The sequence below is a fragment of the Ralstonia sp. NFACC01 genome (assembly GCF_900115545.1).
In the GTDB taxonomy this organism is placed as follows: Bacteria; Pseudomonadota; Gammaproteobacteria; order Burkholderiales; family Burkholderiaceae; genus Ralstonia; species Ralstonia mojiangensis.
Window position 1 is genome coordinate 423,001 of sequence record NZ_FOWV01000005.1, and the last position, 25,495, is coordinate 448,495.

The 25,495-nt window shown below is 64.2% G+C and carries 23 protein-coding genes and 1 tRNA gene; 14 read left to right on the forward strand and 10 right to left on the reverse strand.

The genetic code is table 11. The features are described from left to right. The first annotated feature begins 99 nt into the window (after positions 1–99). The 4 genes from BM136_RS15520 to BM136_RS15535 are packed head-to-tail and all read left to right on the forward strand — an operon-like array spanning position 100 to position 3,699. Complete coding sequence (locus BM136_RS15520; protein WP_092972803.1) at positions 100–1,035, forward strand: branched-chain amino acid ABC transporter permease; 936 nt, start codon at positions 100–102, stop codon at positions 1,033–1,035. Between the two features lie 13 nt (positions 1,036–1,048). Beyond that, the gene (locus BM136_RS15525; protein ID WP_092972805.1) at positions 1,049–2,176 is read left to right on the forward strand and encodes an ABC transporter permease subunit; all 1,128 of its coding nucleotides are present in this window, start codon (positions 1,049–1,051) and stop codon (positions 2,174–2,176) included. 13 nt (positions 2,177–2,189) lie between these two features. Beyond that, positions 2,190–2,966 (forward strand): ABC transporter ATP-binding protein, encoded by a 777-nt coding sequence (locus tag BM136_RS15530; protein WP_092972807.1) that lies wholly within the window; start codon positions 2,190–2,192, stop codon positions 2,964–2,966. Between the two features lie 16 nt (positions 2,967–2,982). After that, positions 2,983–3,699 carry an ABC transporter ATP-binding protein gene (locus BM136_RS15535; RefSeq protein ID WP_092972809.1) on the forward strand — a complete coding sequence of 239 codons (717 nt, stop codon included), beginning with the start codon at positions 2,983–2,985 and terminating at the stop codon, positions 3,697–3,699. Positions 3,700–3,765: 66 nt separating this feature from the next. Here the strand turns inward: BM136_RS15535 and BM136_RS15540 are convergent, their stop codons facing one another. The 3 genes from BM136_RS15540 to BM136_RS15550 all read right to left on the reverse strand — a co-directional run bounded on the left by BM136_RS15540 (position 3,766) and on the right by BM136_RS15550 (position 6,830). Continuing rightward, positions 3,766–4,242 (reverse strand): GNAT family N-acetyltransferase, encoded by a 477-nt coding sequence (locus BM136_RS15540; RefSeq protein WP_092972811.1) that lies wholly within the window; start codon positions 4,240–4,242, stop codon positions 3,766–3,768. A 79-nt stretch (positions 4,243–4,321) separates the two neighbouring features. After that, positions 4,322–5,509, reverse strand: coding sequence for an acetylornithine transaminase (locus tag BM136_RS15545; protein WP_092972812.1), 1,188 nt, complete (start codon positions 5,507–5,509; stop codon positions 4,322–4,324). Positions 5,510–5,780: 271 nt separating this feature from the next. Beyond that, positions 5,781–6,830 carry a CDP-6-deoxy-delta-3,4-glucoseen reductase gene (locus BM136_RS15550; protein WP_092972814.1) on the reverse strand — a complete coding sequence of 350 codons (1,050 nt, stop codon included), beginning with the start codon at positions 6,828–6,830 and terminating at the stop codon, positions 5,781–5,783. Between the two features lie 80 nt (positions 6,831–6,910). On the opposite strand from BM136_RS15550, the gene BM136_RS15555 reads away from it, so the two are divergent. Together BM136_RS15555 and BM136_RS15560 are read left to right on the forward strand one after the other, a co-directional pair. Further along, positions 6,911–7,912 (forward strand): NAD-dependent epimerase/dehydratase family protein, encoded by a 1,002-nt coding sequence (locus BM136_RS15555; protein WP_092973022.1) that lies wholly within the window; start codon positions 6,911–6,913, stop codon positions 7,910–7,912. A gap of 1 nt (position 7,913) precedes the next feature. Next, positions 7,914–9,581 (forward strand): GGDEF domain-containing protein, encoded by a 1,668-nt coding sequence (locus tag BM136_RS15560; protein WP_092972816.1) that lies wholly within the window; start codon positions 7,914–7,916, stop codon positions 9,579–9,581. Between the two features lie 2 nt (positions 9,582–9,583). Here BM136_RS15560 and BM136_RS15565 read toward each other — a convergent pair whose 3' ends face one another. Then, complete coding sequence (locus tag BM136_RS15565) at positions 9,584–11,401, reverse strand: chloride channel protein (protein ID WP_092972818.1); 1,818 nt, start codon at positions 11,399–11,401, stop codon at positions 9,584–9,586. A 4-nt stretch (positions 11,402–11,405) separates the two neighbouring features. Then, the gene (locus tag BM136_RS15570) at positions 11,406–11,843 is read right to left on the reverse strand and encodes a MarR family winged helix-turn-helix transcriptional regulator (RefSeq protein WP_092972820.1); all 438 of its coding nucleotides are present in this window, start codon (positions 11,841–11,843) and stop codon (positions 11,406–11,408) included. 245 nt (positions 11,844–12,088) lie between these two features. On the opposite strand from BM136_RS15570, the gene BM136_RS15575 reads away from it, so the two are divergent. Genes BM136_RS15575 through dkgB form a run of 3 tightly spaced genes read left to right on the forward strand, consistent with a single transcriptional unit; the run spans position 12,089 to position 15,063 of the window. Further along, positions 12,089–13,033, forward strand: coding sequence for a TIGR03571 family LLM class oxidoreductase (locus BM136_RS15575; protein WP_092973024.1), 945 nt, complete (start codon positions 12,089–12,091; stop codon positions 13,031–13,033). Continuing rightward, positions 13,030–14,232, forward strand: coding sequence for an MFS transporter (locus tag BM136_RS15580; protein ID WP_092972823.1), 1,203 nt, complete (start codon positions 13,030–13,032; stop codon positions 14,230–14,232). Before BM136_RS15575 ends, BM136_RS15580 begins: the two co-directional genes overlap by 4 nt. 24 nt (positions 14,233–14,256) lie before the next feature. After that, on the forward strand, positions 14,257–15,063 hold the full coding sequence (gene dkgB, locus BM136_RS15585) for a 2,5-didehydrogluconate reductase DkgB (RefSeq protein WP_092972825.1): 807 nt from the start codon (positions 14,257–14,259) through the stop codon (positions 15,061–15,063). An 82-nt stretch (positions 15,064–15,145) separates the two neighbouring features. Here dkgB and ilvD read toward each other — a convergent pair whose 3' ends face one another. From ilvD to BM136_RS15610, 5 genes are all read right to left on the reverse strand, one after another. Then, the gene (gene ilvD / locus BM136_RS15590) at positions 15,146–17,005 is read right to left on the reverse strand and encodes a dihydroxy-acid dehydratase (protein ID WP_092972827.1); all 1,860 of its coding nucleotides are present in this window, start codon (positions 17,003–17,005) and stop codon (positions 15,146–15,148) included. 202 nt (positions 17,006–17,207) lie between these two features. Next, positions 17,208–17,292: transfer RNA gene (locus BM136_RS15595), tRNA-Leu, on the reverse strand. Between the two features lie 65 nt (positions 17,293–17,357). Beyond that, the gene (locus BM136_RS15600; protein WP_092972829.1) at positions 17,358–18,242 is read right to left on the reverse strand and encodes an NAD(P)-dependent oxidoreductase; all 885 of its coding nucleotides are present in this window, start codon (positions 18,240–18,242) and stop codon (positions 17,358–17,360) included. Between the two features lie 21 nt (positions 18,243–18,263). Continuing rightward, the gene (locus tag BM136_RS15605) at positions 18,264–19,433 is read right to left on the reverse strand and encodes an ABC transporter substrate-binding protein (protein ID WP_092972831.1); all 1,170 of its coding nucleotides are present in this window, start codon (positions 19,431–19,433) and stop codon (positions 18,264–18,266) included. 41 nt (positions 19,434–19,474) lie between these two features. Continuing rightward, positions 19,475–20,416 carry a CysB family HTH-type transcriptional regulator gene (locus tag BM136_RS15610; RefSeq protein ID WP_092972833.1) on the reverse strand — a complete coding sequence of 314 codons (942 nt, stop codon included), beginning with the start codon at positions 20,414–20,416 and terminating at the stop codon, positions 19,475–19,477. 155 nt (positions 20,417–20,571) lie between these two features. Here BM136_RS15610 and BM136_RS15615 point away from each other — a divergent pair, with 155 nt between their 5' ends. From BM136_RS15615 to cysD, 5 genes are all read left to right on the forward strand, one after another. After that, a complete protein-coding gene (locus tag BM136_RS15615; RefSeq protein WP_092972835.1) occupies positions 20,572–21,345 on the forward strand; it encodes a sulfite exporter TauE/SafE family protein in 774 nt (257 codons plus the stop codon). 125 nt (positions 21,346–21,470) lie between these two features. Then, positions 21,471–23,132, forward strand: a complete 1,662-nt coding sequence (locus BM136_RS15620) for a nitrite/sulfite reductase (protein ID WP_092972837.1) — start codon at positions 21,471–21,473, stop codon at positions 23,130–23,132. Between the two features lie 18 nt (positions 23,133–23,150). Next, positions 23,151–23,699, forward strand: a complete 549-nt coding sequence (locus BM136_RS15625) for a DUF934 domain-containing protein (protein WP_092972839.1) — start codon at positions 23,151–23,153, stop codon at positions 23,697–23,699. Next, on the forward strand, positions 23,696–24,523 hold the full coding sequence (locus BM136_RS15630; protein WP_092972841.1) for a phosphoadenylyl-sulfate reductase: 828 nt from the start codon (positions 23,696–23,698) through the stop codon (positions 24,521–24,523). Before BM136_RS15625 ends, BM136_RS15630 begins: the two co-directional genes overlap by 4 nt. Positions 24,524–24,543: 20 nt before the next feature. Next, positions 24,544–25,494, forward strand: a complete 951-nt coding sequence (gene cysD, locus BM136_RS15635; protein ID WP_092972844.1) for a sulfate adenylyltransferase subunit CysD — start codon at positions 24,544–24,546, stop codon at positions 25,492–25,494. Position 25,495: the final 1 nt, after the last annotated feature.

Here is a 25,495-nt window from a genome sequence, read left to right on the forward strand (position 1 = left end):
TACCAGCAACCTCACCTTACCCATCCGATTGATCGCATACCTTGCGGGCACGTCATCCCGTCGCCTACAACAAAGCAAGGCATAGCAGGAGCTGTTCTCATGGATATCTTTATCCAGCAGATCGTGAACGGTCTGGTGCTCGGCAGCATTTACGCGCTGATCGCACTTGGCTACACCATGGTCTACGGTATTCTCGGCATCATCAACTTCGCCCACGGCGATGTTCTGATGGTTGGGGCAATGTCTGCCCTGACTGCCATCAACTTCCTCCAAAAGTATTTCCCCAATCTGCCTGACTGGCTCACGCTGGTGTTTGCGTTGCTGTTTGCAATGCCGGTCTGCGCCATCGTGGCCTACACCATCGAGCGCGTCGCTTACCGGCCGCTGCGCAATGCGCCGCGCCTGGCGCCGCTGATCACCGCCATCGGCGTGTCGATCGTGCTGCAGACGCTTGCGATGATGATCTGGTCGCGCAACCCGCTCACCTTCCCGCAACTGCTGCCTTCGAGCCCGATTGATATCGGCTCCACCGGCGCAACGATTACGGGCAAGGAAATCGTCATCATCGTGGTCTCGATCCTGGTGATGGTTGGGCTGATCCTGCTGGTCAACCGCACCAAGCTTGGCCGCGCGATGCGCGCTACCGCCGAGAACCAGCGTGTGGCAGGCCTGATGGGCGTCAACCCGAACTTCGTGATCTCCGCCACCTTCATGATCGGCGCTGCCATGGCTGCGGTCGCTGGCGTGATGATGGCGACCAACTACGGCAACGCTCACTTCTACATGGGCTTCATCCCGGGCCTGAAGGCGTTTACCGCCGCAGTGCTGGGCGGCATCGGCAACCTCGCAGGCGCCATGGTTGGCGGCATGCTGCTGGGCCTGATCGAAGCACTGGGTGCCGGTTATATCGGCGATCTGACTGGCGGTGTGTTCGGTTCGAACTACCAGGATGTGTTCGCATTCATCGTGCTGATTGGCGTGCTGCTGTTCCGCCCGTCCGGCATCATGGGCGAACGCGTTGCGGACCGCGCATAAGAAGGGGAGCGCCATGACAGAAAATTTCAAAGCGCCGATGAAGACGCGCGCCGCGCTGTACGGCTTCCTGATCCTCGCGATCTTCGCGCCGTTCATCGTGGGTGCCGCAGGTGGCAACTACTGGGTGCGCGTGCTGGACTTCGCGCTGCTGTACATCATGCTGGCCCTGGGCCTGAACATCGTGGTGGGCTTTGCCGGCCTGCTTGATCTGGGCTACATCGCGTTCTACGCGGTGGGCGCCTACATGATGGCGTTGCTGGGTTCGCCGCACCTGTCCAATCAGTTTGAGTGGATCCACAACCTGTTCCCCAATGGGTTGCACCTGATCGTCTGGTGGGTGATTCCGCTGGGTGCCGGGTTGGCGGCGCTGTTCGGCATTCTGCTGGGCACGCCGGTGCTGAAGCTGCGCGGTGACTACCTCGCCATCGTGACGCTGGGCTTTGGTGAAATCATCCGGATCTTCATGAACAACCTCGACCGCCCGGTGAACATCACCAACGGTCCGAAGGGCATCAACCTGATCGAGCCGGTCAAGATCTTCGGGTTCGACTTCTCGAAGCGCCATGACTTCTTCGGCATCCGCTTCGACTCGGTCTACATGTACTACTACCTGTTCGTGTTCCTGGCCGCGATCATCATCATCGTGTGCCTGCGGTTGCAGAACTCGCGTATCGGTCGCGCGTGGGTGGCGCTGCGTGAAGATGAAATCGCTGCCAAGGCGATGGGCATCAACACCCGCAACATCAAGCTGCTGGCCTTTGCGATGGGTGCGTCGTTCGGTGGCGTGTCGGGTGCGATGTTCGCGTCGTTCCAGGGCTTCGTGTCGCCGGAATCGTTCGTGCTGTGGGAGTCGATCTACATCCTGGCAATCGTGGTGCTCGGCGGCATGGGCCATATCCCGGGCGTGATCCTGGGCGGCATTCTGCTGGTGGGCTTCCAGGAACTGCTGCGCGCGCTGGCCGAGCCGGTGCAGAACAAGCTGTTCGGCCATGTGATCGTGGAAGCGGAAGTGCTGCGTCAGTTGCTGTTCGGCCTGGCGATGGTGGTGGTGATGCTGTATCGCCCCGCGGGCCTGTGGCCCTCGCCGCGCAAGGAAGACCGTCCGCAAAAGCAGCGGGCTGGTGGACTGTCCCGTATCTGATGGAGGCACGCACATGAGCAACAACAACGTCCTCCTCTCGATCCGAGGAGTCCAGAAGCGTTTCGGCGGCCTGCAAGCGCTGTCCGACGTGAGCCTGGAAATTCGCGAAGGCGAAATCTACGGTTTGATCGGCCCGAACGGCGCCGGCAAGACCACGTTCTTCAACGTCATCACGGGCCTGTATACGCCTGACGCAGGCGAGTTCGTGCTGGGCGGCACGCCCTACCAGCCCACCGCCGTGCACGAAGTGGCCAAGGCCGGTATTGCGCGCACGTTCCAGAACATCCGCCTGTTTGGCGACATGACTGCGGCGGAGAACGTCATGGTGGGCCGCCACGTGCGGACCAAGGCCGGCCTGATCGGCGCGGTGTTCCGCACCAAGGCGGCACGCGAGGAAGAAGCCTCCATCGAAGACTGGGCGCACGATCTGCTGGACTACGTCGGCATCGGCAAGTACGCCAACTACACGGCGCGCAACCTGTCGTACGGTCACCAGCGTCGTCTGGAAATCGCGCGTGCCCTGGCCACGCAGCCCAAGCTGCTGGCCCTGGACGAACCGGCTGCCGGCATGAACGCCACTGAAAAGGTGGAGCTCCGTGGCCTGCTCGACAAGATCCGTTCCGACGGCAAGACCATCCTGCTCATCGAGCACGATGTGAAGCTGGTGATGGGCCTGTGCAACCGCCTGACCGTGTTGGATTACGGCAAGGTGATCGCACAAGGCCTGCCGCAGGAAGTGCAGACCAACCCGGCGGTGATCGAGGCCTACCTCGGCGCGTCAGCGCACTGACGCAGAGGAACGGAATATGAAACCAGTAATGTTGAAGATCGACAGCCTGAAGGTCGCTTACGGCGGCATCCAGGCGGTCAAGGGCGTGGATCTGGAGATTCGCGAAGGTGAGCTGGTCACGCTGATCGGTGCCAACGGCGCCGGCAAGACGACCACCATGAAGGCCATCACCGGCTTGCAAGGCTGGGCCGGCGGTGACGTGCAGTATCTGGGCAAGTCCATCAAGGGCGTGCCGAGCTACAACCTGCTCAAGCAGGGCTTGGCGATGGTGCCGGAAGGCCGCGGCGTGTTCGCGCGCATGACCATCGTCGAGAACCTGCAGATGGGCGCCTTCACGCGCAACGACGAGGCCCAGATCAAGGCCGATATCGACCGCATGTTCGGCATCTTCCCGCGCCTGAAGGAACGTGCAAACCAGCTGGCCGGCACGATGTCGGGCGGCGAGCAGCAGATGCTGGCCATGGCGCGTGCGCTGATGAGCCAACCGAAGCTGCTGCTGCTGGACGAGCCGTCGATGGGTCTCTCCCCGATCATGGTGGAGAAGATCTTCGAGGTCGTGCGCGACATCTCGGCGCAAGGCGTGACCGTGCTGCTCGTTGAGCAGAACGCGCGCCTGGCGCTGCAGGCAGCGCACCGCGGCTACGTGATGGACTCCGGTCTCATCACCATGAGCGGCGATGCCAAGCAGATGCTCGACGATCCGAAGGTGCGTGCCGCCTACCTGGGCGAATAAGCACCCTCAAGCATCATGAAAAAGCCCCGCAATTGCGGGGCTTTTTCTTTGCGCGTGCCCGACGATTCAGGCAGATGCTGCTGTGTAGATGTTCGGTCGATGCAATTGCATGAACCCGACGCCCTCGCGCACATCGGCAAAGCCATGCTTGCGGTAAAGCCAGTCGGCGCCCGTTGTCACTAACACAGTGCGGCGAAGTGTCTGCAGTTCCGGATGCTCGCGCAGGAAATCCATCAGCGCGTGCGAGACGCCTTTTCCACGCCACGCCGGCAACACGAACACATCGCACAGATACGCAAACGTCGCACGATCGGTAATGACCCGCGCAAAGCCCACGAGGTCGCCCTGCGAGCCATCGCCGTTCCGACGATAGGCGGCGAAGCACAGTGAGTTCGCGACCGATCGGTCAAACACATCGCGGGGCAGGCCGCGGGCCCAGAACGTTTCCTGCGAGAGGAAGTTGTAGATGTCGTCCAGCGGAAGCCACGCGGAATCATCAGACAACACGATCCCCGTGGCCGGAACTTCTCGCGTCACGGCCATGGCGAACCTCAGAGTGGGAGCAGCGATGGAGCGATGAAGGGCGACGCATTGCGCGCCGCCCCGGGTCGAACGATGCGTGTTAGGCGTGCGCCTTCAGCAGCGTGCGCAGCATGCCGATCATCGTGTCGATTTCTTCGGTCGTCACGTTGAGCGCGGGCATGAATCGGAGGATGTTCGGACGCGGGGCGTTCAGCAGCAGGCCCGTCGGGTTCATCTCGCGTGCAGCTTCGACCAGTTGGCCGCCGATGTCCTTGCCGAGCAGCAGGGCGCGCAGCAGGCCGTCACCGCGTTCGCCGGCCAAGCCGAACTCTTCGCTCAGCTTGAGCAGTTGCGTACGCAGATAGGCGCCGCGTTCTTGCACGCCGGCCAGGAAGCCGGGGGCTAGGAGTTGCTCGATCACCGAGCAGCCGACGGCCGTCATCAGCGGGTTGCCGTTGTAAGTGCCGCCTTGGTCGCCGGCCTCGAAGCTGGCAACTTCATCCGTGCACAGCAGGGCCGAGAGCGGCACGCCGCCGCCGATGCCCTTGCCCAGCGTCATGATGTCCGGCTCGATGTTCGAAAGCTGATAGGCGAAGAGCGTGCCGCAGCGGCCGCAACCGGCCTGCACTTCATCAACGATCAAGAGGATCTTGTGCTTCTTGGTCAGCGCGCGCAGTTGCTGCATGAATTCCGGCGTGGCCGGCAGCACGCCGCCTTCGCCTTGCACCGGCTCAAGCATCACGCCGACAGTCTCGTCGGTGATGAGCGCTTCCACCGAGGCAATGTCGTTCAGGATGGCTTTCGGGAAGCCCGGTACCTGCGGCGCAAAGATGGTGTCCCAGCCGGCCTTGCCCGACGCGCTCATGGTGGCGAGCGTGCGGCCGTGGAAGCTGTGATCAAACGTGATGATCTGGAACGCGCCATTCTTATGCTTCTTGCCCCACTTGCGAGCGAGCTTGATGGCACCTTCGTTGGCTTCAGCGCCGCTGTTGGCGAAGAACACCTTGTCGAAACAGCTGTGCGCGGTCAACAGGCCGGCCAGCTTGGCCATCGGCTCGTTGTAGAACGCCGGGCTCGGGTTGATCAGCTTACGGGCCTGCGCGTTCAGCGCTTCGATCATGCCGTCGTTGGAGTGACCGAGGCAGTTGACGGCCCAGCCTTGCACGAAGTCCAGGTATCGCTTGCCGTTGTGGTCCGTCAGCCACGAGCCCTTGCCTTCGGTGAAGACGATCTCGGGCCGGTTGGTGATGTACATCAGGGACTGGACGGGGTAGTCAGCAAACGCCATGGCAAAGCTCCAGAAAAAGGCGGCAGGAAGATGAAAAACCGAAAAAACACGAGTTGGAAAAAGACAAAGGCCACGGGGGTTGCCCCGTGGCCTTGTGATCGTCGAATCCTGTGAACCCGATATGCAATCAGCAGACAGCCGCGTGGCTTCCCGGAGGGAGCAACGTACGGCGGCGTCGGAGGTGCAGTGCTTGGTTCATAAGGCGCAAGAATAAGACGGATGCCAAGTCAAGTCAAAACGAAATTTTGACCTTCTTGGGATTTGTGCAACGTCAGCCGGCCGGATGGAGATCGGCCTCTGAGGTGAAGGAATCGGCGAAAAACGCGTCCGGGTGCATTCCGCATTTGGCGGCGAAGTCCGCGCGAGCCGAGTTGATCACCACCGGCGCGCCGCAGGCGTAGACCTCGTAGCCCGACAGATCGGGGTGATCGGCCATCACCGCTTGGTGAACGAAGCCGGTGCGGCCCGTCCACGCGTCTTCCGGCAAGGCGTTGGAGACGACCGGCACGTAGGTGAGGTTCGGCAGCGTGCGCGCCCATTCTTCGGCCTTGGCGTGCATGTACAGGTCTTGCGGGCGGCGGCCGCCCCAGTACAGCGTCATCGGACGCGTGCTGCCGATGAACTGGGCGTGCTCGATGATCGCCTTGATGGGCGCGAAACCGGTGCCGGAGGCCAGCAGGATGATCGGCTTGTCGGATTCTTCACGCAGGAAGAAGCTGCCCAGCGGCCCCTCGAAGCGCAAGATGTCGCGCTCCTTCATGGCCGGGGCGCCTTCCTTGGCGCCGAACACATAGTCGGTAAATGCACCGCCCGGCATGTGGCGGATATGCAGCTCGATCGGGCCTTCCTCGTGGGGCGGGTTGGCGATCGAGTAGCTGCGCCGCTTGCCGTCGCGCAGGAGGAATTCCACATACTGTCCGGCCAGAAATTGCATACGCTCGGTGGCAGGCAGTTGCAGCTTGACGATGGTGACGTCCGGCGCGGCCTTTTCCAGCGATGCTACGCGGCACGGAATCTTCTTGATGGGTACGTCGCCGGCGCCTTGCACCTCACGCACTTCAATCGTGATGTCAGTGGCGGGCGTAGCGCAGCAGAACAGCGCGCGGCCTTCGGTGGCTTCCTGGGCGGACAGCGCGTTGGGCGAGTGGTTGCCCTGGACGATGGAGCCCTCGCGCACGTGGCCCTTGCAGGAACCGCACGCACCGTTTTTGCAGCCGTATGGCAGGCCGATGCCCTGGCGCAGCGCCGCTGCAAGGATGGTCTCGCCGTCTTCGGCCTGGAACTGGCGGCCGCTGGGCAGCACGTTGATCTGGTAAGCCATACTACAATCCGAATATGTTGAAAAGTGTGTCTGGTCGCCCGTCTGGGCATGCAACGATGGTCAATCCGGCAGCACGTCCGATGGTGAATCAGTCAGCCGCTTGGCCATCCAAAACTGCACCGCGCTTGGGCCTTCCCCGCGTGCTGATCGTCGGCTGCGGCGATGTCGGGCAACGCTGCCTGGCGATGCTCCGCACGCGTTTTCGCGTCTTCGCCGTCACCTCGCGCGTTGAAGGTCGCGCTTCGTTGCGCGAAGCCGGCGCCGTGCCGATTGTCGCCAATCTGGACGATCCCGCGTCGCTGCGCCGCCTGCGAGGTTTAAGCCCCCGCGTGCTGCATCTGGCGCCGCCGCCCGCTATCGGCAACGATGATCCGCGTACCGCCGCGTTACTGCACGCGCTGACGCAGCCGGCCCCGGTTTCCCCGGCCACAAAACGTCGCATTTTACCCGAGCGGGCACGCAGGTCGGGTGGCCTCACTGGCCGCTTGAAAACTCGCCTCCAAGCGCGTGCGTTCGTGTATGCCAGCACCAGTGGCGTTTACGGCGATGCGGGCGGTGCCTGGGTCGACGAATCCCGCACAGTAAAGCCAACCACGGCCCGTGCCCAACGCCGTGTCGCCGCTGAGCGCCGCGTGCGCTGGTTTGGCGCGGGCGGCGGCTGGCGCACGTCGATTTTGCGCATTCCCGGCATCTATGCGGCGAATCGGCTGCCCGTCGCGCGGCTCGAACGCGGCACGCCTGCCTTGCGTGCGGAAGACGATGTCTACACCAACCACATTCACGCCGACGACCTTGCGCGCGCCGTCATTGCCGCGCTGTTCCGGGGGAAACCGCAGCGCGTTGTGCATGCCAGCGATGCATCGGAGCTGCGCATGGGCGATTACTTTGATGCCGTGGCCGACGCGCGAGGCTTGCAGCGGCCGCCGCGCATTTCGCGGGCCGAGGCCGTTCAGCAGATCGAGCCGGCGCTGCTCTCGTTCATGAGCGAATCGCGCCGGCTGTGCAATACACGGCTTGCGCGCGAGTTGCGCGTGGCGCTGCGCTACCCGACGGTGGCGGATTTCCTGAGCAGCGAGGCCTGACATGAAGGTGCCCGCGCCCGCACCTGCAACGTCGTCGCACGGCGCCCGGCTGCGCGTTGCGCGGTTGGCGCTTTGGCTGTCGGCGGCGGTGGTGGGCGTAGGAGTCTCATGGTTTGCCGCAAGCTTCGTGGCGGATTCGATGGGCGCACGCGACATGCAGCAGATGGTCGATGCTCGCCGCCAGCTGGCTGCGCAGGTGGCGGAAGGGATGTCGAGCCAGATCACGGCCGACGTGGCCTTGCTGCGCGCGCTGCCGCAGACGCTCGCACAGATCGACGCCATCCCGCGTGCCGTGGCGCGCGTCGACACCCGGCGCTGGAACCTGATGGATCAGGGCTCGCGTGCTGAAGAGGCGATGTCGCACCCGGAAGTGGTCGATATCGATGCGTTCCTGAACGCGACCGCTGGCAATCTCGGGCTGGACTACGTGTGGGTCGTCAACGAGCACAACTACGTGGTGCTCGCCAATAACGCCGGTCATCCTGATTCGTTTGTCGGCGTGCAGTCGAGCATGCAGCCGTACATGAAGGAGGCGATGCTGGGCGGCCTGGGCGAGCAGTTCACGGTGGGCCGGGTGACGGGCGTGCCGGGCCTGTTCTTCGCTGCGCCGGTGTATGACGCCGGTGGATACCTGGTCGCGGCGATGGGCACCAAGGTGAGCCTCGCGAGGCTGCAGCACTGGGTGTCGCACCCGACATCGCTGGTGACCGATCCAAACGGGTTGATCATTCTGTCGACAGATGCGTCGCTGGTGGGGAAGATCCTGCCGGATGCGCGCCTGCAGCGCATGGGTGCCAGCGACCGGTACAACGCCTACCAGCGCGTCGATTTCGAGCCCTGGCCCTATCAACCCACCGCCAGCGCGCATCACGATGTGCCGGGGTGGGTGCCGGCTGAGGTGCGGGACACGCTGGCCTGGCGTGAGGGCAGTGCGATGCCTTCGCTCACCGTGTCGCGCAATGCCAGTGCGGACCTCACCATCGTCGTGGCCGAGCCGCTACCTGCGTGGGGCCAGCAGCTCGCCAACCATGCGCGCAACCGCGCGATCGGCTTCGTGTTGTTCGTGAGCGTGCTGGTGACGTTCGTGCTGGTGGCGTGGTCTCTGGTGCGCGAGCGCCAGCATCACCGTGTAACGCGCCATCTCAACCAGCGGCTGCAGCGCACCAACAGCGCGCTCGCCAATGAGGCGCATTTCGACCATCTCACGGGTGTGCTCACGCGCCGCCGCTTCCTGGCGCTGTTCGACACGGTGCTTGCACGTTCCCACAACCGCGCCGAACCGCTCGTGCTTGTGCTGGCCGATCTGGATCACTTCAAACGCATCAACGACACGTGGGGCCACGCTGTGGGGGACATGGCGTTGCAGCGCTTTGCGTCGCTTGCCACGGGCGTGCTGCGCAGCAGTGATCTGGTCGGGCGTTTGGGCGGCGAGGAATTCGCCATGGTGATGGGCCGCACCACGTTGGAAACGGCCACCGAGGTAGCGGAGCGCCTGCGTACGGCGGTGGCCGAGACGGACGAGAGTTTCCCGACCGGGCTGTCGATGACCGTCAGCATGGGCATGACGGTCTGCCGGCCGGGCGATACCGCGTCGGAGATGCTCAAGCGCGCTGATCTGGCGCTGTATCGCGCCAAGGAAAGCGGGCGCAACCGGCACGTGGCCGGCTGAGACTAGCGCGCGACGCGGCCCGCGCGGCGACGGCGAAGTTCGAGCTGGGTGCGCGTGCCCGACAGCGGCACACGGCGGAAGCGCTCTCGGCGCTGTTCCTCATCAAAGAATGCCAGCGAGGGTTTGACCAGATCGCTGCGTGAAACAATGCCCACCAGCGCGCGCGATTGCGAATCGGCCACCACCGGCAGCCGCTCCAACCCATGCACTGCCAGGCGCGTAGCGACGATGCGGCAGGTCTCACCAGGCAACGCCATCACGGGAGCATTCGCACCAAACAATTCGGCAACGGTGATGGCGCCGCGCTTCTGGCCCGCCAGCAGCGCATCGCGGTCGAGCATGCCGATCAATGCGCCATCTGGGCCACCTTGCACCACCGGAAACGCGCGGTGTGCCTGCTTGGCACCAAAGCGGTTGGCGAGTGTATCGGCCAGCGTGGCCTGCGCGTCGATGGTCTGCACCGAACGCGTCATCACCTCATCTACGGCGTGACGCTCGAGCGGATCGACGGCGTATTCGCGATAGATGTGGAAGCCGCGGCGCGCGATCTTCTCGGTCATGATCGAGCGCGGCATGGTCAGCACGACAAAGCCGTAGGACACTGCCACCGCCAGCAGAATCGGCAGCAGCGCATTCACATCGTGTGTGAGCCCGAAGGCGAAGACGATGGCCGTGAGCGGAGCGCCCAGCACACCGGCCAGCATGGCGGCCATGCACACGAGCGGCCACAGGCCCGGGTCCCCACCCGGCAGCACGGGACCGATCAGCACCCCCAAGCCGGCGCCCATCATCAGCAGCGGGGCGAGCACGCCGCCCGACGTGCCGGAACCCAGCGCGATGACCCAGATGATGGCCTTGACCACCAGCAGCGCCAGCGCCACGCGGATAGCGAGATGGTTGTGCAGCAGATCGCCGATGACGTCGTAGCCGACACCCAGCGCACGCGGCTCGAAATAGCCGCCAATGCCAACCACCAGACCGCCGATGGCCGGCCACCACATCCAGTGGATCGGCAGGCGGCCGAACAGGTCTTCGGTCTTGTACAGCGCCATCGACAGCGAGCGTGCAAGCGCGCCGCACAGCAACCCGGCGATCACGCACGAGCCTAGCGCTGGCAGCGTCGCCGGTGCGGTTTCCAGCGGGAAGAGGGGGCCGGGTTCCAGCGCCAGCACACGCAGAAAGCCCGCCACGGCGCACGCCACCGCCACGGGCAGCATGCTGCGCGGGCGCCATTCGAACAGCAGCAGTTCCACCGCGAGCAGCAGCGCAGCCACCGGCGTGCCGAACACGGCCGTCATGCCTGCCGTGGCACCGGCCACCAGCAGCGTCTTGCGCTCGGCGGCCGTCAGCTTGAAGAACTGCGCGAACAGCGAGCCAATCGCGCCGCCCGTCATGATGATCGGGCCTTCCGCGCCAAACGGGCCGCCGCTGCCGATTACGATGCCCGAGGACAGCGGCTTGAGCACCGCCACCTTCGGCGACATCTTGCTCTTGCCGAAGAGGATGGCTTCGATGGCCTCGGGAATGCCGTGGCCGCGAATCTTCTCCGAGCCAAAGCGCGCCATCAGCCCGACGATCAGCCCGCCGATGAGCGGTACCGCAATCACCCATGCGCCCAGCGTGTTGGTTGCCGGCGAGCGATCCGCCAGCGACAGCGTCTGGAAGAAGAACAGGTTGGTAAAGAAACGGATCAGATTGAGCAGCACCACGGCGGCCAGCGTGGCAAACGCAGCGATGACGACCGCCAGCGCGGTGGTGCGGAACAGCGTGGTGTCGGTCGCAAAGTCGCGCCGGTGCTGGTGGTGTTCAAGGGTGTGCATGACGTTACTGCTCGGCGGAGGGTTCGGCAGGGTGATCGAGGTGGGGGATCTTGAAAGCGCGGCTGAAGGCCGACAGCTCGCTCTGATGCAACCCGGCCAGCAGCGCGACGAGGTGGTCACCCTTCCGGGAAAGGTGCACTTCCACCTGGCGCGCGTCGGTGTCGCTCTGGCGGCGTTCGACAAGGCCCGCTTCTTCGCAACGCGTGATGAGCGCCGCCGTGCCATGCGGCGCGGCCTGCAGCCGCTCGGCCAGTTCGCCGACGGTGGCCCATTCGCGCCCGGCATAGCCTTTCACGTGCAGCAGCAGTTGATACTGCAGCGGCGTGATGCCCTTGGCGTGGATGAGGTCTTCAGAGGCGCGCAGGAAGCGGCGCAGGTGGTAGCGGAAATCGGAGAGGCTCTCGAAATCCTGCTTGGACAAAGGTCGAGCGGGGGTGGCCATGGCGGAATCAAACGGTTCAGGCCGGAATATATCACGATGTGACATATTTGGGAAAAACCTGCCTCCTGGTGTATTGCCAACCCGGAGTGCGTTCTGAGATGCATGGATTGTTGATTGCCAATCAAGACTGTTTCGTAGACGGCTGGGTTTTTCTGCAAAGGTGGAACACGCACACTGCGGTCCATGCTCATTGCGCTGATAGCGAACGCATCGCCCGCAGCGCGCCTTTTGACCCGATCACGACCATGCCCCCCGTACTCGACAAACTGACCCACGGCGGCTTCACCATCGGCATTGAACTGCCGCTCGACAACGATTGGTCCGCCACCGGCGACGCCAAGCGCCTGCATGACGGGCGCCGCCACGGTGTGCCCGATATCGAACACCACGCAGCCCTCGCGCAACTCGTGGATTCGCTCGGCTTTCGTGCCCTGTGGGTGCGCGATGTGCCGGTGTATGACCCCGCATTCGGCGATGCTGCGCAGGTGTTCGAAGTCTTCACGTACCTGGGCTACCTGGCCGGCATCACGCGCAACATCCTGCTCGGCACGGCCGCCGTGGTGCTGCCGCTGCGCGAGCCGCTGCTGACGCTCAAATCGGCCGCAACGATCCAGGAGCTGAGCGGCGGTCGTCTGATGCTCGGTGTGGCCAGCGGTGACCGACCCGTCGAATATCCGTTGTTCGGCCGCGACTTCGAATCGCGCGGGGAAAGCTTCCGTGACCAGCTCGCGCTTTTGCGTGACAGCGCGCGCGGCAGCTTGCCCGCCGGCGTAGAGATTCTGCCGGCCATGCGCGCGCCGCTCCCGCTGCTGGTGGCCGGCCTCGCGCAACAGACGCCGGCCTGGATCGGCACACACATGGACGGTTGCCTCGCCTATCCGGGCACCCCGGCCGATCACGCGCAACGCGCCGCCGCGTGGCGTGCCGTTGCCGGCGACAAGCCCTACGTGAGCTTCATCCACCTCGATCTGACGGATGACCCGCACGAACCGCTGCAACGCCATCGCTTTGGCGCACGCGCCGGGCGCATCGCACTGACCGAAGAGTTGGCAGCGATGCGCGAGGCCGGTGTGCAGCATATCGGGCTGCATTTCCGCCGAAATCGTCGCCCGCTTGCTGAAACGTTTGCGGAAATCGCGGCAGAGGTTCTGCCCGCTTTCCATTCCTCTGCTTTGGAGTACACCGCATGAACCCCACCCCCACTTCCGCCGAGAGCACACGCAGCAGCGCAACGCTGCCGCTGCTCGCGCTTGCCGCAGGTGCCTTCGGTATCGGCACCACCGAGTTCTCGCCGATGGGCTTGCTGCCTGTCATTGCCGACGGCGTGCATGTATCGATTCCGCAGGCGGGCATGCTGATCAGCGCGTATGCGATCGGCGTGATGGTCGGCGCACCGATCATGACGCTGCTGCTTGCACGGTGGCCGCGACGCAAGGCGCTGATCGCGCTGATGAGCATCTTCACCATCGGCAACCTGTTGTCGGCCGTTGCGCCGGATTACACGACGCTGCTGCTCGCGCGGCTCGTCACCAGCCTCAACCACGGCGCGTTCTTCGGGCTGGGCTCGGTGGTTGCTGCCAGCCTTGTGCCGCGCGAGAAGCAGGCCAGCGCTGTGGCAACGATGTTCATGGGCCTGACGATCGCCAACGTCGGCGGTGTGCCGGCCGCGACGTGGCTTGGTCAGATGATCGGCTGGCGCATGTCGTTTGCCGCTACGGCAAGCCTGGGCCTGATCGCCATCGCGGGTTTGTTCGCCGCGTTGCCGAAGGGCGATGCCGGCAAGATGCCCAACCTGCGTGCGGAACTGGCCGTGCTGACACGTCCCGTCGTGCTGGGCGCGCTTGCCACCACGGTGCTCGGTGCGGGCGCGATGTTCACGCTCTACACGTACGTCGCGCCGACGCTCGCCCAACTGACCGGCGCCTCGCCGGCATTCGTGACGGCGATGCTGGTGCTGATCGGCATCGGTTTTTCGATTGGCAACATCGCCGGCGGCCGTCTGGCCGATCGCTCGCTCGACGGCAGCCTGATCGGCTTTCTGTTGCTGCTGATCGTGACGATGCTCGCGTTTCCCGTTTTGGCCAAGACGCACGTCGGTGCAGCCGCCGCGTTGCTGGTGTGGGGCATTGCCACGTTCGCGGTCGTGCCGCCGCTGCAGATGCGCGTGATGCGTGCTGCGGCTGAAGCGCCGGGCCTTGCATCGTCTGTCAACGTGGGCGCATTCAACCTCGGCAACGCGCTGGGCGCGGCAGCGGGCGGTGCGGCCATCTCCGCAGGCTTGGGCTATGCAGCGGTGCCGATTGTCGGCGCGGTGATCGCTGCGGCAGGGCTTGCGCTGGTGGGGCTGCACGTCGTGCAGCGCCGGGCGCGCCTCGCCATGAACCCGTGATTCGATTTTTCCTTGGAGCACAAGATGAACAAGATTCCCGCTTTCGGCCTCGGCACGTTTCGCCTGAAGGGCCAGGTTGTCATCGACTCGGTTCGCAATGGCCTGGAACTCGGCTACCGCGCAATCGACACGGCGCAGATTTACGGCAATGAAGCCGACGTGGGCGAGGCAATTGCCGGCTCCGGCGTGCGCCGTGAAGACCTGTTTTTGACTACCAAGATCTGGGTCGACAACTACGCCAAAGGCAAGCTCGCGGCGAGTCTTGAAGACAGCCTCGCCAAGCTGCGCACCGATTACGTCGACCTCACGCTGATCCACTGGCCTGCGCCCAACAACGGCGTGTCGCTCGAGGAATTCATGACCGCGCTGGCCGAAGCGAAGGCCCGGGGTTTGACGCGCGAGATCGGCGTCTCGAACTTCAACATCGCGCTGACGCAACAGGCGATGGCGGTGGTTGGCAAAGACGCCATCGCCACCAACCAGATCGAGCTGAGCCCGTATCTGCAGAACCGCAAGCTCGTCGATTTCCTGCAGCGCGAGGGCATTCACGTCACGTCGTACATGACGCTCGCATACGGCAAGGTGCTGGGCGATCCGGTGATCGGCGCGATTGCACGGCGGCACGAGGCAACGCCGGCGCAGGTGGCGCTGGCCTGGGCGATGCAGCTCGGCTATTCGGTGATCCCGTCGTCGACCAAGCGGGAAAACCTTGCGAGCAACCTGCGCGCGCGAATGCTGCAACTGACGGCCGACGACATGGCGCAGATTGCCGCGCTCGAGCGCAACGGCCGCGAGGTTTCGCCTGACGGGCTCGCGCCGCACTGGGATTGAGCATCGCGCCACCGACGCAATAGAAAAAGCCGCTCCGAAGAGCGGCTTTTTTGCATCAGTCGGGCGCATGGCCCGCGGTGCCTCAGTCGTCCAGTTGCGACAGGTCGCGCACCGCGCCCTTGTCTGCCGACATGACCAACTTGGCGTATGCCTTGAGTGCGGCCGACACCTTGCGCGGACGCGGCTGCGCGGGCTTCCAGCCCTTGGCGTTCTGCTCTTCGCGACGGCGTGCGAGTTCTTCGTCCGACACCAGCACGTTGATCGTGCGGTTGGGGATGTCGATGCGGATTTTGTCGCCGTTGCGCACCAGGCCAATCGCGCCGCCTGCGGCCGCTTCCGGCGAGCAGTGACCGATCGACAAGCCCGAGGTGCCGCCCGAGAAGCGGCCGTCCGTCAGCAGCGCACAGGCTTTGCCCAGGCCCTTGGACTTGATGTAGCTCGTCGGGTACAGCATTTCCTGCATGCCAGGGCCGCCCTTCGGGCCTTCGTAGCGCACAACCACCACGTCGCCAGCCTTGACCTTGTCGGCGAGGATGTTCTCGACCGCTTCGTCCTGCGATTCCGTCACGTGTGCCGTGCCTTCGAACACGAGGATGCTTTCGTCCACGCCGGCGGTCTTCACCACGCAGCCGTCCAGCGCGATGTTGCCCCTCAGGACGGCCAGGCCGCCTTCCTTCGAGAACGCATGCTCGTTCGAGCGGATGCAGCCCTCGGCGCGATCCAGATCCAGGCTCGGCCAGCGCGAGTTCTGGCTGAACGCGACCTGCGTCGGGATACCAGCCGGGCCGGCACGATAGAACGTCTGCACGGCTTCATCCGATGTGCGGACGATGTCCCACTGGTCCAGCGCATCCTTCATCGTGGGCGCGTGCACAGTGGGGGCGTCCGTGTGCAGCTTGCCGGCGCGGTCCAGTTCACCCAGGATCGCCATGATGCCGCCAGCGCGGTGCACGTCTTCGATGTGGTACTTGTTCGTGTTCGGCGCAACCTTGCACAGCTGCGGCACGACGCGCGAAAGGCGGTCGATGTCCGCCATCGTGAAGTCGATCTCGGCTTCCTGTGCGATGGCCAGCAGGTGCAGGATCGTGTTGGTCGAGCCGCCCATCGCGATGTCGAGCGTCATCGCGTTCTCAAAGGCCTTGAAACCAACCGAGCGCGGCAGCACGCGTTCGTCGTCCTGTTCGTAGTATTGGCGGGCCAGTTCAACGATGCGGTGGCCGGCGCGCTTGAAGAGCTGTTCGCGGTCTGCGTGCGTAGCGACCACGGTGCCGTTGCCTGGCAGCGACAGGCCGAGCGCCTCGGTCAGGCAGTTCATCGAGTTGGCCGTGAACATGCCAGAGCACGAACCGCAGGTCGGGCACGCAGAGCGTTCGACTTCGGCCACTTCCTCGTCGGAATACTTGCTGTCGGCCGCGATCACCATCGCGTCGATCAGGTCGAGCTTCTTGATCTCGATGGCCTTGGTGACGGGGTTGGCCAGGCGCGTCTTGCCCGCTTCCATCGGGCCGCCCGAGACGAAGATCACCGGAATGTTCAGGCGCATGGCGGCCATCAGCATGCCCGGGGTGATCTTGTCGCAGTTCGAGATGCACACCATGGCGTCGGCGCAGTGCGCGTTGACCATGTATTCGACCGAGTCGGCAATGATGTCGCGGCTGGGCAGCGAATACAGCATGCCGTCGTGGCCCATGGCGATGCCGTCATCCACGGCAATCGTGTTGAATTCCTTGGCAACCCCGCCCGCGGCTTCGATCTCGCGCGCGACGAGCTGGCCCAGGTCTTTCAGGTGCACGTGACCGGGCACGAACTGGGTGAACGAGTTGACCACCGCAATGATCGGCTTCTGGAAGTCTTCATCTTTCATGCCGGTGGCGCGCCAGAGCGAGCGCGCCCCCGCCATGTTGCGGCCGGCGGTGGAGGTTTTGGAGCGGTATGCGGGCATTGTGCGTACTGAAGAAGGTTCGAAATGGGGAGCGGGCCACGCGGATACAGGCCCTCATGCCCGTGCGATCAACCTCTTGAGCCGCGCCCGGGGCAAAACCCGCATTATCCCACGCCAGGCGAGGCGTGTTGCCGGCTGTCGTCGGGTTGGCGAGTGCCCAATGAAAAAGCCGCTTCTGCGTGAACAGAAGCGGCTTGAATCCTGGTGCCCGAGGCCGGAATCGAACCGGCACGCCTTGCGGCGGGGGATTTTGAGTCCCCTGCGTCTACCAATTTCACCACTCGGGCAGGTGCTGATGAGCCGGCAATTATGCCAGAAGTCCGGCCATCCGAACAAGGCGGCCAGGCAATGCTCAATCCGCGTGCTGATTGTTCTGCTGCTCCAGCACGCGCAGCAGGGACGCCGTATCGTCATACCCCCAGCCATTGGCGACCAGCGTATTGAGCTGTGAAGCCACCAGTTCCATCGCCGGCATCTGCAGGCCGAGTTCCTGGGCGATCTCGCGCACGAGCCCGAAATCCTTGTCGTGCAGACGCGCTTCGATGCCGGCGGCAAAGTTGCGCTCGGCCATCTTGGGCCCTTCCAGGTCGAGCATGCGGCTGCCGGCAAAGCCCGGGCCGATGGCGGCCAGCACGCGCGACGGGTCGGTGCCTTGAGCACGTGCAAACAGCATGGCTTCGGCAATGCCCTGGATATTGATGACCTGCACGATCTGGTTGCACGCCTTGGCGACCTGGCCGGCGCCGTGATCGCCGACGTGCGTGATGGTGGTGCCCAGCAGTTGCAGCAGCGGGCGCACGCGTTCCAGCACCTCGGCCTTGCCGCCCACCATGATCGACAGCGTGGCCTTTTGGGCGCCTGCGGTACCGCCGGAGACCGGCGCATCCAGAAACTCCAGGCCCGCCGCTTCCAGCTCGGCGGCCATGCGGCGCGTGGCCACGGCGGAGATCGTGCTGTGGTCGATGCACACCGCGCCGCGTGGTGCGCCATGGACGACGCCGTCCGGCCCCAGCAGCACGCCCTCCACATCGGCCGTGGAGGTGACGTTGGTGAAAATGACTTCGGCGTCGCGTGCCGCCTCGGCGGGGGTGCTGCAAGGCTCTGCGCCGATGGCGCGGGCATTGTTGGCGGCCTCCGGACGGCGCACATAGGCGCGCACGGTGTGTCCGGCGGCAATCAGGTGCTGGACCATCGGCGTGCCCATGTTGCCGAGGCCGATGAAGGCGATACGTGTCATGGCAGATTTGTGCGTGTTTGATTAGCGCGGGCCAGCGTAAGCAAAGCGGCCGTTCTTGATGATGCCCATCACGCGCGAGCGTTGGTCGAAGCCTTGGTGATCCTGGGCATTCAGGTTCAGCACGCCGTTGGGCACAGTCAGATCGCGCGTGGTTTCCAGCGCGTCGCGCAGGGCGGCGCGGAAAGCGGGCGTGCCAGGCTTGGCGCCGGTCTTGAGGGCGCGGGCCGTGGCGTTGTCGAGCAGCTGCCACGCGCCCCACGCGTCGCCCGCAAATTGCGTGACGGTGTTGGGGCCATACTTGGCTTCATAGCGATCGGCAAATTCCACGGCTACTTTGCGCACCGGATGGCTGGCCGGCAGCTCGCGCGCCACCACCACGGGGCCGGTCGGGAAGAGGGTGCCTTCGACGTCCTTGCCGCCCACCTTCAGGAATTCCGTGCTGGCGATCCCGTGCGTCTGATAGATGCGGCCCTTGTAGCCGCGCTCGACCAGCGTGCGTTGGGGCAACGCGGCCGGGGTGCCGGCCCCGGCAATCAGGATGGCGTCGGGCTTGGCAGCCATCAACTTGAGAATCTGGCCGGTCACGCTGGTATCTGTGCGCGCAAAGCGCTCGTTGGCGACCACCTTCAGCTTGCGTACGTCTGCCAGTTTCGAGAATTCACGCCACCAGCTTTCTCCATACGCATCGGTAAACCCGATAAAGCCGACGGTGTGCACGCCGTTGTCTGCCATGTGCTGCGTGACGAGCGTGGCCATCTGCGAATCGTTCTGCGGCATCTTGAAGGCCCAGCGGCGCTTGGCGTCCTGCGGCTCGACGATGGAAGCGGAGGCAGCCAGCGTGATCATCGGCGTTTGGCCTTCGGCCACCGCATCAAGGGATGCCAGCGCCGTCGGCACGATCGTCGGACCGACGATCACGTCCACCTTGTCTTCGGCGATCAGCTTGCGCACGTCGCGCACCGCCATCGACGGGTCAGACGCGTCGTCCAGAATGATGACCTGCGCACGCTGGCCGCCGATTGTCGCAGGCCACATCTGCACGGTGTTCTTGCTGGGAATGCCGATGGCCGCAGCGGGGCCGGTGGTCGACAGCACCACGCCCACGCGGATGTCGGCTTGGGCGGGCAGGGCAAGTGCAGCAGCGCTGGCAAAGAGGGCCATGCCGCACAGCAGGCGACGTCGGGTCGTCATGAAATCTCCGGGAGGTTCGAGTGTTGCAGATTGCTGGCGGATCAAAGCTCGTACGCTTCGTGATCGCCGGACATGAGTTGTTCGACCAGCTTGCGCGTGAGCGTCGGCGCAAACAGTTCGATGAAGGTGTAGACGAAGCCGCGCAAATACGCGCCTTGTTTGACGCCGAGGTGCGTGACGTTGGTGCCGAAGAGGTGTCCGGCGGGAATCGCCCGCAGGTTGCGGTCGCGCTCGGCGTCAAAGGCGACGCCCGCCACGATGCCCACGCCCAGCCCAACTTCTACGTAGGTCTTGATGACGTCTGCGTCGATGGCTTCGAGCACGATGTCGGGCTTGATCTGACGCAGCTCGAAGGCGTGGTCGATCTTGGGCCGGCCAGCAAAGTGTTGGTCGTACGTGATGAGCGGGTAACCCTTCAGGTCTTCCAGCGTCAGGTGCTGGCGCGCCAGCAGCGGGTGATCAGGCGGCGTCACCACCACATGCTGCCACTGGTAGCCCGGGATCGAGATCAGATCCTTCACGTGCGACATGCCTTCGGTCGCGATGGCGATGTCCGCTTGGTCGTGCAGCACCATCTCGGCAATCTGCGCGGGCGTGCCCTGCTGAATGGAAAGGCGCACCTTGGGGTATTTGCGCGTGAACTCCGCAATCGCCTTGGGCAGCGCGTAGCGCGCCTGCGTATGCGTGGTGGCGATGGTGAAGTTGCCCTGATCCTGCGCGGCGTAGTCTTTGCCGACCCGCTTGAGGGTTTCGACCTCTTCCAGCACGCGCTCGACCGACGCCAGGATGCGCCGACCCGGCTCCGTGAGACCCCGGATGCGCTTGCCGTGCCGGGTGAAGATATCGACACCCAGCTCCTCTTCCAGCTCGATGATGGCTTTTGAAACGCCTGGTTGTGATGTATAGAGCGCTTTCGCGGCCTCTGTCAGGTTGAATTTCTGCCGCACGGCTTCGCGCACGAAGCGGAATTGGTGAAGGTTCATGGCTGCGCGGTCGATAAAGAAGAACGAGTGCGAACTGAACGCTACTTATAACCGACGCCATATAAACAAACAATTTTTTATTGGTTTGGGATATGAGGCCAGTTCATTACGATGCTCGAACTTCGTGATAACACGCCCTCATTGTCTCCCGCGCCATGACGCTCGCCTATACGGTTTCCGGTTTGTTGGTCGGCCTGTTGGTCGGCCTGACGGGCGTTGGCGGCGGCTCGCTGATGACTCCGTTGTTGACGCTGATGTTCGGTTTTTCCCCAGCGACTGCTGTGGGTACGGACTTGGCATTTGCGTCGCTCACCAAGGGCGTTGGGACGATCGCGCATCGCAGCCACGGTCATATTCGCTGGGACATCGTCAAGCGCCTCTGCCTGGGCAGCCTGCCTGCGGCACTGGTGACCGTGATCGTGCTGAAGAACGCCGGCAACCTCGACGCTGAATGGATGCACCTGATTCGCCTGACGATTGGCGTGTCCGTGATCCTGACCGTGATTTCGCTGTTGTTCCGCCAGCGCGTGCTGGGCTGGCTGGCTCGCAACCCGCGCTATCGCCTGCAGGGCGCCGGGCTGGCAGTGGCCACCATTGTGGTTGGCGCGGTGCTGGGCGTGCTGGTAACGGTGTCGTCCATTGGCGCAGGTGCGGTGGGCGCGACGCTCATCCTGATCCTGTATCCCGAGTTGAAGAGCGCCGAAGTGGCCGGCACCGACATTGCCTATGCCGTGCCGCTGACCGCCGTGGCGGGTCTGGGCCATATGTATCTGGGCACGATCGACTGGAACCTGCTCGTGTCGCTGCTGGTGGGCTCCATCCCGGGTATCTGGCTTGGCGCGCGCCTGTCCAAGAATCTGCCGGAACGTCTGGTGCGCGGCGCGCTTGCTGCCACGCTGACGATCACGGCCATCAAGCTGGTGTCGTGATGCGTGATCTCATGCCGGCCCTGCTTGATTGTGGCTGCTGTCGCTGAGCCGGCAGCAGCACCATAACGAAACGCTTTCCCCCAATTGAATCGCACGCCGGCCCAGCCGGATTGGACTGAACAGTCATGTACCAATACGACGCTTACGATCACCGCCTCGTCGCCGACCGCGTCGCGCAATTCCGCGACCAGGTACGCCGCCGCATTTCGGGCGAACTGACGGAAGAAGAGTTTCTGCCGCTGCGTCTGCAGAATGGTCTGTACTACCAGCGTCACGCTTACATGCTGCGCGTGGCGATTCCGTATGGCCACCTGCGCGCCAAGCAACTGCGCATGCTCAGCCACATCGCCGCCGAGCACGATCGCGGCTACGGCCACTTCAGCACGCGCCAGAACATCCAGTACAACTGGATCGAGCTGGAACAGGTGCCCGACATCCTGGCCAAGCTGGCCTCGGTGGAAATGCACGCCATCCAGACCTCGGGCAACTGCATCCGCAACATCACGACCGACCAGTTTGCCGGCGTGGCGCCCGACGAGGTGATCGATGCGCGCCCGCTGGCGGAAATCCTGCGCCAATGGTCGACGTTCATCCCCGAATTCGCGTTCCTGCCGCGCAAGTTCAAGATTGCCGTGTCGGCCTCGCGCGAAGACCGCGCCGTAACGCAACTGCACGACATCGGCGTCTACGCCTATGAGAAGGACGGCCAGACGCTGCTTCGCATCCTGGCTGGCGGCGGGATGGGGCGCACGCCGATTCTGGGCGCGATCATCAAGGAAGACCTGCCGTGGCAGCACATGCTGTCGTACATCGAGGCCGCCGTGCGTGTGTACAACCGCTACGGCCGTCGCGACAACAAGTACAAGGCGCGCATCAAGATTCTCGTGAAGGCCATCGGCGCGGAAGAATTCGCCCGCCAGGTGGAAGAAGAGTGGCAGCACATCAAGGACGGTCCGTCGACCATCACGCAGGCCGAATTCGACCGCGTGGCGCAGTTCTTCGCGCCGCCTGCGTATGAAAAGCTGGCCGACACCGATGCCACCTATGAAAAGGCGCTGCTGGAGAACAAGGCGTTCGCCCGCTGGGTGAGCCGCAATGTGCATCCGCACCGTGTGCCGGGCTACGCCGCAGTCACGCTGTCGCTCAAGCCGGGCGTGGCGCTGCCTCCGGGCGACGCGACGGCCGAGCAGATGGCGCTGGTGGCGGATTGGTCCGAGCGCTTTGGCTTTGGCGAGCTGCGTGTCGCGCACGAGCAGAACCTGATCCTGCCGGACGTGAAGAAACACGATCTGTTCGCGCTGTGGCAACTGGCCAAAGAGCACGGCATGGCCACCGCCAACATCGGCCTGCTGACCGACATCATTGCGTGCCCGGGCGGCGATTTCTGCTCGCTGGCGAACGCCAAGTCGATCCCCATCGCGCAGGCAATTCAAGCGCGTTTCGACAACCTCGACTTCGTTCACGACCTGGGCGAGCTGTCGCTCAACATCTCGGGTTGCATCAACTCGTGCGGGCATCACCACGTCGGCAACATCGGCATCCTGGGTGTCGATAAACACGACGAAGAGTGGTACCAGGTGTCGCTGGGCGGCGCGCAGGGCAACGATTCGGCGATCGGCAAGATCATCGGGCCGTCGTTCAAGGCTGAAGAAATGCCCGACGTGATCGAGCGCATCATCGACACCTTCGTCGCCAACCGCACGGAAGACGAACTGTTCATCGACACCTATCACCGCATCGGCATGGCTCCGTTCAAGGAACGCGTCTACGCCCGTGAAGAAGCCTGACCGCCGAGGGAAATGAACATGAGCAAGATCATCAAGCTGCAAAACGGTGCCCCGCAAATCGTGGCTGACGAATGGACCGTGCTGCGCACGCCGGAAGGCGGCGAACTGACGCAAGCCGATGTGGATGCCGCCGCGCACGCCATCGTGCCGCTGGCCTATTGGCAAGCCAACCGCGACACGCTGCTAGGCCGCGCCCGCGCTGGCACGCTGGCCGTCTGGCTCGCTCCCGACGACGAGCCGTTTGTGCTGGAGACTGACCTGCCGAACCTGTCGCTGGTGGCGGTGGATTTCCCGGTATTCCGCGATGGCCGTGGCTACAGCACCGCGTTCCTGCTGCGCCAACGCCTGGGCTTTACGCGTGAGTTGCGCGCCATCGGCGACGTGCTGCGCGATCAGCTCGACTTCATGCGCCGCTGCGGTTTCGATGCCTACGCCGTGCGCGCGGACAAGAACATCGACGACGCGTTGAATGGCTTTGGCGAGATCAGCGTGCGCTACCAGGGCGCCATCGACGAGCCGCGTCCGCTGTTCCGCCGCGAGCGCACAACCGAGGCGAATGCAGCATGAGCGACACCCAAGACATCGCCGTGTCCGAAGTGCCGGTGTCCGCAATCGGGCGCCCGGTGCTGTGGACGCGCCCCGTCTACACCGGCACGGCTGAAGCCCTGGCTGCGAAGGAAGGCGCGCTGTTCGAGCGCCTGGCCGAGATTGCCGCCAAGCACGGCGTGGCAAAGTTCGCCACCAGCCTGGCCGCCGAAGACATGGTCGTGACCGATGCGATCCTGCGCAGCCCCGAGGCCGTGCGGGCGCACCTGCCGATCTTCACGCTGCAGACCGGCCGCCTGCACGCCGAAACGCTGGCGATGCTTGATCGCATTCGCGCGCACTACGGTTATGCGATCGAGCAGTACGCACCGGATGCCCGCGCAGTGGAAGCCTACGTGCGTGACCACGGCCTCAACGCGTTTTACGACAGCATCGAACTGCGCAAGGCCTGCTGCAACATCCGCAAGGTGGTGCCGCTGAATCGCGCGCTCAAAGACGCCGACGCGTGGCTTACGGGCCAGCGCCGCGAGCAGGCCGTCACCCGTGCCGACCTGCCGTTTGCCGAAGACGACGACGCCCGCGGCATCGCCAAGTACAACCCGCTGTTCGACTGGTCCGAGGCGGAAGTCTGGGCGTACCTTGAGCAGCACAACGTGCCCACCAACGCGCTGCACGACAAAGGCTATCCCAGCATCGGCTGCGAGCCTTGCACGCGCGCGGTGCGTGCCGGTGAAGACGTACGCGCCGGCCGCTGGTGGTGGGAATCCCGCGACAGCAAGGAATGCGGTCTGCATGCGGCAAATGCGGTGACAAATTCGGCGACGAATCTGTCGCAAAAGAATTGAGCGAGAGCTAAGGAAGAATCATGGGAGTGATGAGCGAGATCCCCGGCACGGCCCTGACGCCTGTGCAGAACGAACACCTCGACTGGCTGGAAGCCGAGTCTATCTACATCATCCGTGAGGTGGTGGCCGAATGCCGTAACCCGGCGCTGCTGTTCTCGGGCGGCAAGGATTCGATCGTCATGCTGCATCTGGCGCTCAAGGCATTCCGCCTGGGCAATCGCAAGATCGATCTGCCGTTCCCGCTGGTGCACATCGACACGGGTCACAACTACCCGGAAGTGATCACCTTCCGCGACGAGCAGGTTGCCAAGCTGGGTGCGCGTCTGGTGGTCGGGCATGTGGAAGATTCCATCAAGCGCGGCACGGTGCGCCTGCGCAAGGAAACCGACTCGCGCAACGCCGCCCAGGCCGTCACGCTGCTGGAAACGATCGAATCGCACGGCTTCGACGCCCTGATGGGCGGCGCCCGTCGGGATGAAGAAAAGGCCCGCGCGAAGGAACGCATCTTCTCGTTCCGCGACGAGTTCGGCCAGTGGGATCCGAAGGCCCAGCGCCCGGAACTCTGGAGCCTGTACAACGCCCGTATGGCGCAGGGCGAGCAGATGCGCGTGTTCCCGATCTCCAACTGGACGGAACTCGACGTGTGGCAGTACATCGCCCGCGAGAACCTGGCCCTGCCGCCGATCTACTACGCGCATCAACGTGAAGTTGTGCGCAAGAACGGCCTGCTGGTGCCCGTCACGCCGATCACGCCCAAGGCAGACGGCGACGTGAGCGAAGTCCTGTCGGTGCGCTTCCGCACCGTGGGCGACATCAGCTGCACATGCCCGGTGGCGAGCACCGCCGCCACGCCGACCGAGATCATCGCCGAGACGGCCATTACCGAAATTACCGAACGCGGCGCCACGCGCATGGACGACCAGACGAGCGAAGCCTCGATGGAAAAGCGCAAGAAGGAAGGGTATTTCTGAT

Bases quoted from the DNA above. Each gene is read 5' to 3' on its own strand.
- BM136_RS15600 (WP_092972829.1), bottom strand. From the start codon at position 18,242: ATGACACGTATCGCCTTCATCGGCCTCGGCAACATGGGCACGCCGATG.
- BM136_RS15580 (WP_092972823.1), top strand. From the start codon at position 13,030: ATGAACCCCACCCCCACTTCCGCCGAGAGCACACGCAGCAGCGCAACG.
- BM136_RS15535 (WP_092972809.1), top strand. From the start codon at position 2,983: ATGAAACCAGTAATGTTGAAGATCGACAGCCTGAAGGTCGCTTACGGC.
- BM136_RS15565 (WP_092972818.1), bottom strand. From the start codon at position 11,401: ATGCACACCCTTGAACACCACCAGCACCGGCGCGACTTTGCGACCGAC.
- BM136_RS15625 (WP_092972839.1), top strand. From the start codon at position 23,151: ATGAGCAAGATCATCAAGCTGCAAAACGGTGCCCCGCAAATCGTGGCT.
- dkgB (WP_092972825.1), top strand. From the start codon at position 14,257: ATGAACAAGATTCCCGCTTTCGGCCTCGGCACGTTTCGCCTGAAGGGC.
- BM136_RS15540 (WP_092972811.1), bottom strand. From the start codon at position 4,242: ATGGCCGTGACGCGAGAAGTTCCGGCCACGGGGATCGTGTTGTCTGAT.
- BM136_RS15630 (WP_092972841.1), top strand. From the start codon at position 23,696: ATGAGCGACACCCAAGACATCGCCGTGTCCGAAGTGCCGGTGTCCGCA.
- BM136_RS15575 (WP_092973024.1), top strand. From the start codon at position 12,089: ATGCCCCCCGTACTCGACAAACTGACCCACGGCGGCTTCACCATCGGC.
- BM136_RS15520 (WP_092972803.1), top strand. From the start codon at position 100: ATGGATATCTTTATCCAGCAGATCGTGAACGGTCTGGTGCTCGGCAGC.
- BM136_RS15615 (WP_092972835.1), top strand. From the start codon at position 20,572: ATGACGCTCGCCTATACGGTTTCCGGTTTGTTGGTCGGCCTGTTGGTC.
- BM136_RS15525 (WP_092972805.1), top strand. From the start codon at position 1,049: ATGACAGAAAATTTCAAAGCGCCGATGAAGACGCGCGCCGCGCTGTAC.
- BM136_RS15550 (WP_092972814.1), bottom strand. From the start codon at position 6,830: ATGGCTTACCAGATCAACGTGCTGCCCAGCGGCCGCCAGTTCCAGGCC.
- BM136_RS15620 (WP_092972837.1), top strand. From the start codon at position 21,471: ATGTACCAATACGACGCTTACGATCACCGCCTCGTCGCCGACCGCGTC.
- BM136_RS15610 (WP_092972833.1), bottom strand. From the start codon at position 20,416: ATGAACCTTCACCAATTCCGCTTCGTGCGCGAAGCCGTGCGGCAGAAA.
- cysD (WP_092972844.1), top strand. From the start codon at position 24,544: ATGGGAGTGATGAGCGAGATCCCCGGCACGGCCCTGACGCCTGTGCAG.
- ilvD (WP_092972827.1), bottom strand. From the start codon at position 17,005: ATGCCCGCATACCGCTCCAAAACCTCCACCGCCGGCCGCAACATGGCG.
- BM136_RS15545 (WP_092972812.1), bottom strand. From the start codon at position 5,509: ATGGCGTTTGCTGACTACCCCGTCCAGTCCCTGATGTACATCACCAAC.
- BM136_RS15555 (WP_092973022.1), top strand. From the start codon at position 6,911: ATGGTGAATCAGTCAGCCGCTTGGCCATCCAAAACTGCACCGCGCTTG.
- BM136_RS15530 (WP_092972807.1), top strand. From the start codon at position 2,190: ATGAGCAACAACAACGTCCTCCTCTCGATCCGAGGAGTCCAGAAGCGT.
- BM136_RS15560 (WP_092972816.1), top strand. From the start codon at position 7,914: ATGAAGGTGCCCGCGCCCGCACCTGCAACGTCGTCGCACGGCGCCCGG.
- BM136_RS15570 (WP_092972820.1), bottom strand. From the start codon at position 11,843: ATGGCCACCCCCGCTCGACCTTTGTCCAAGCAGGATTTCGAGAGCCTC.
- BM136_RS15605 (WP_092972831.1), bottom strand. From the start codon at position 19,433: ATGACGACCCGACGTCGCCTGCTGTGCGGCATGGCCCTCTTTGCCAGC.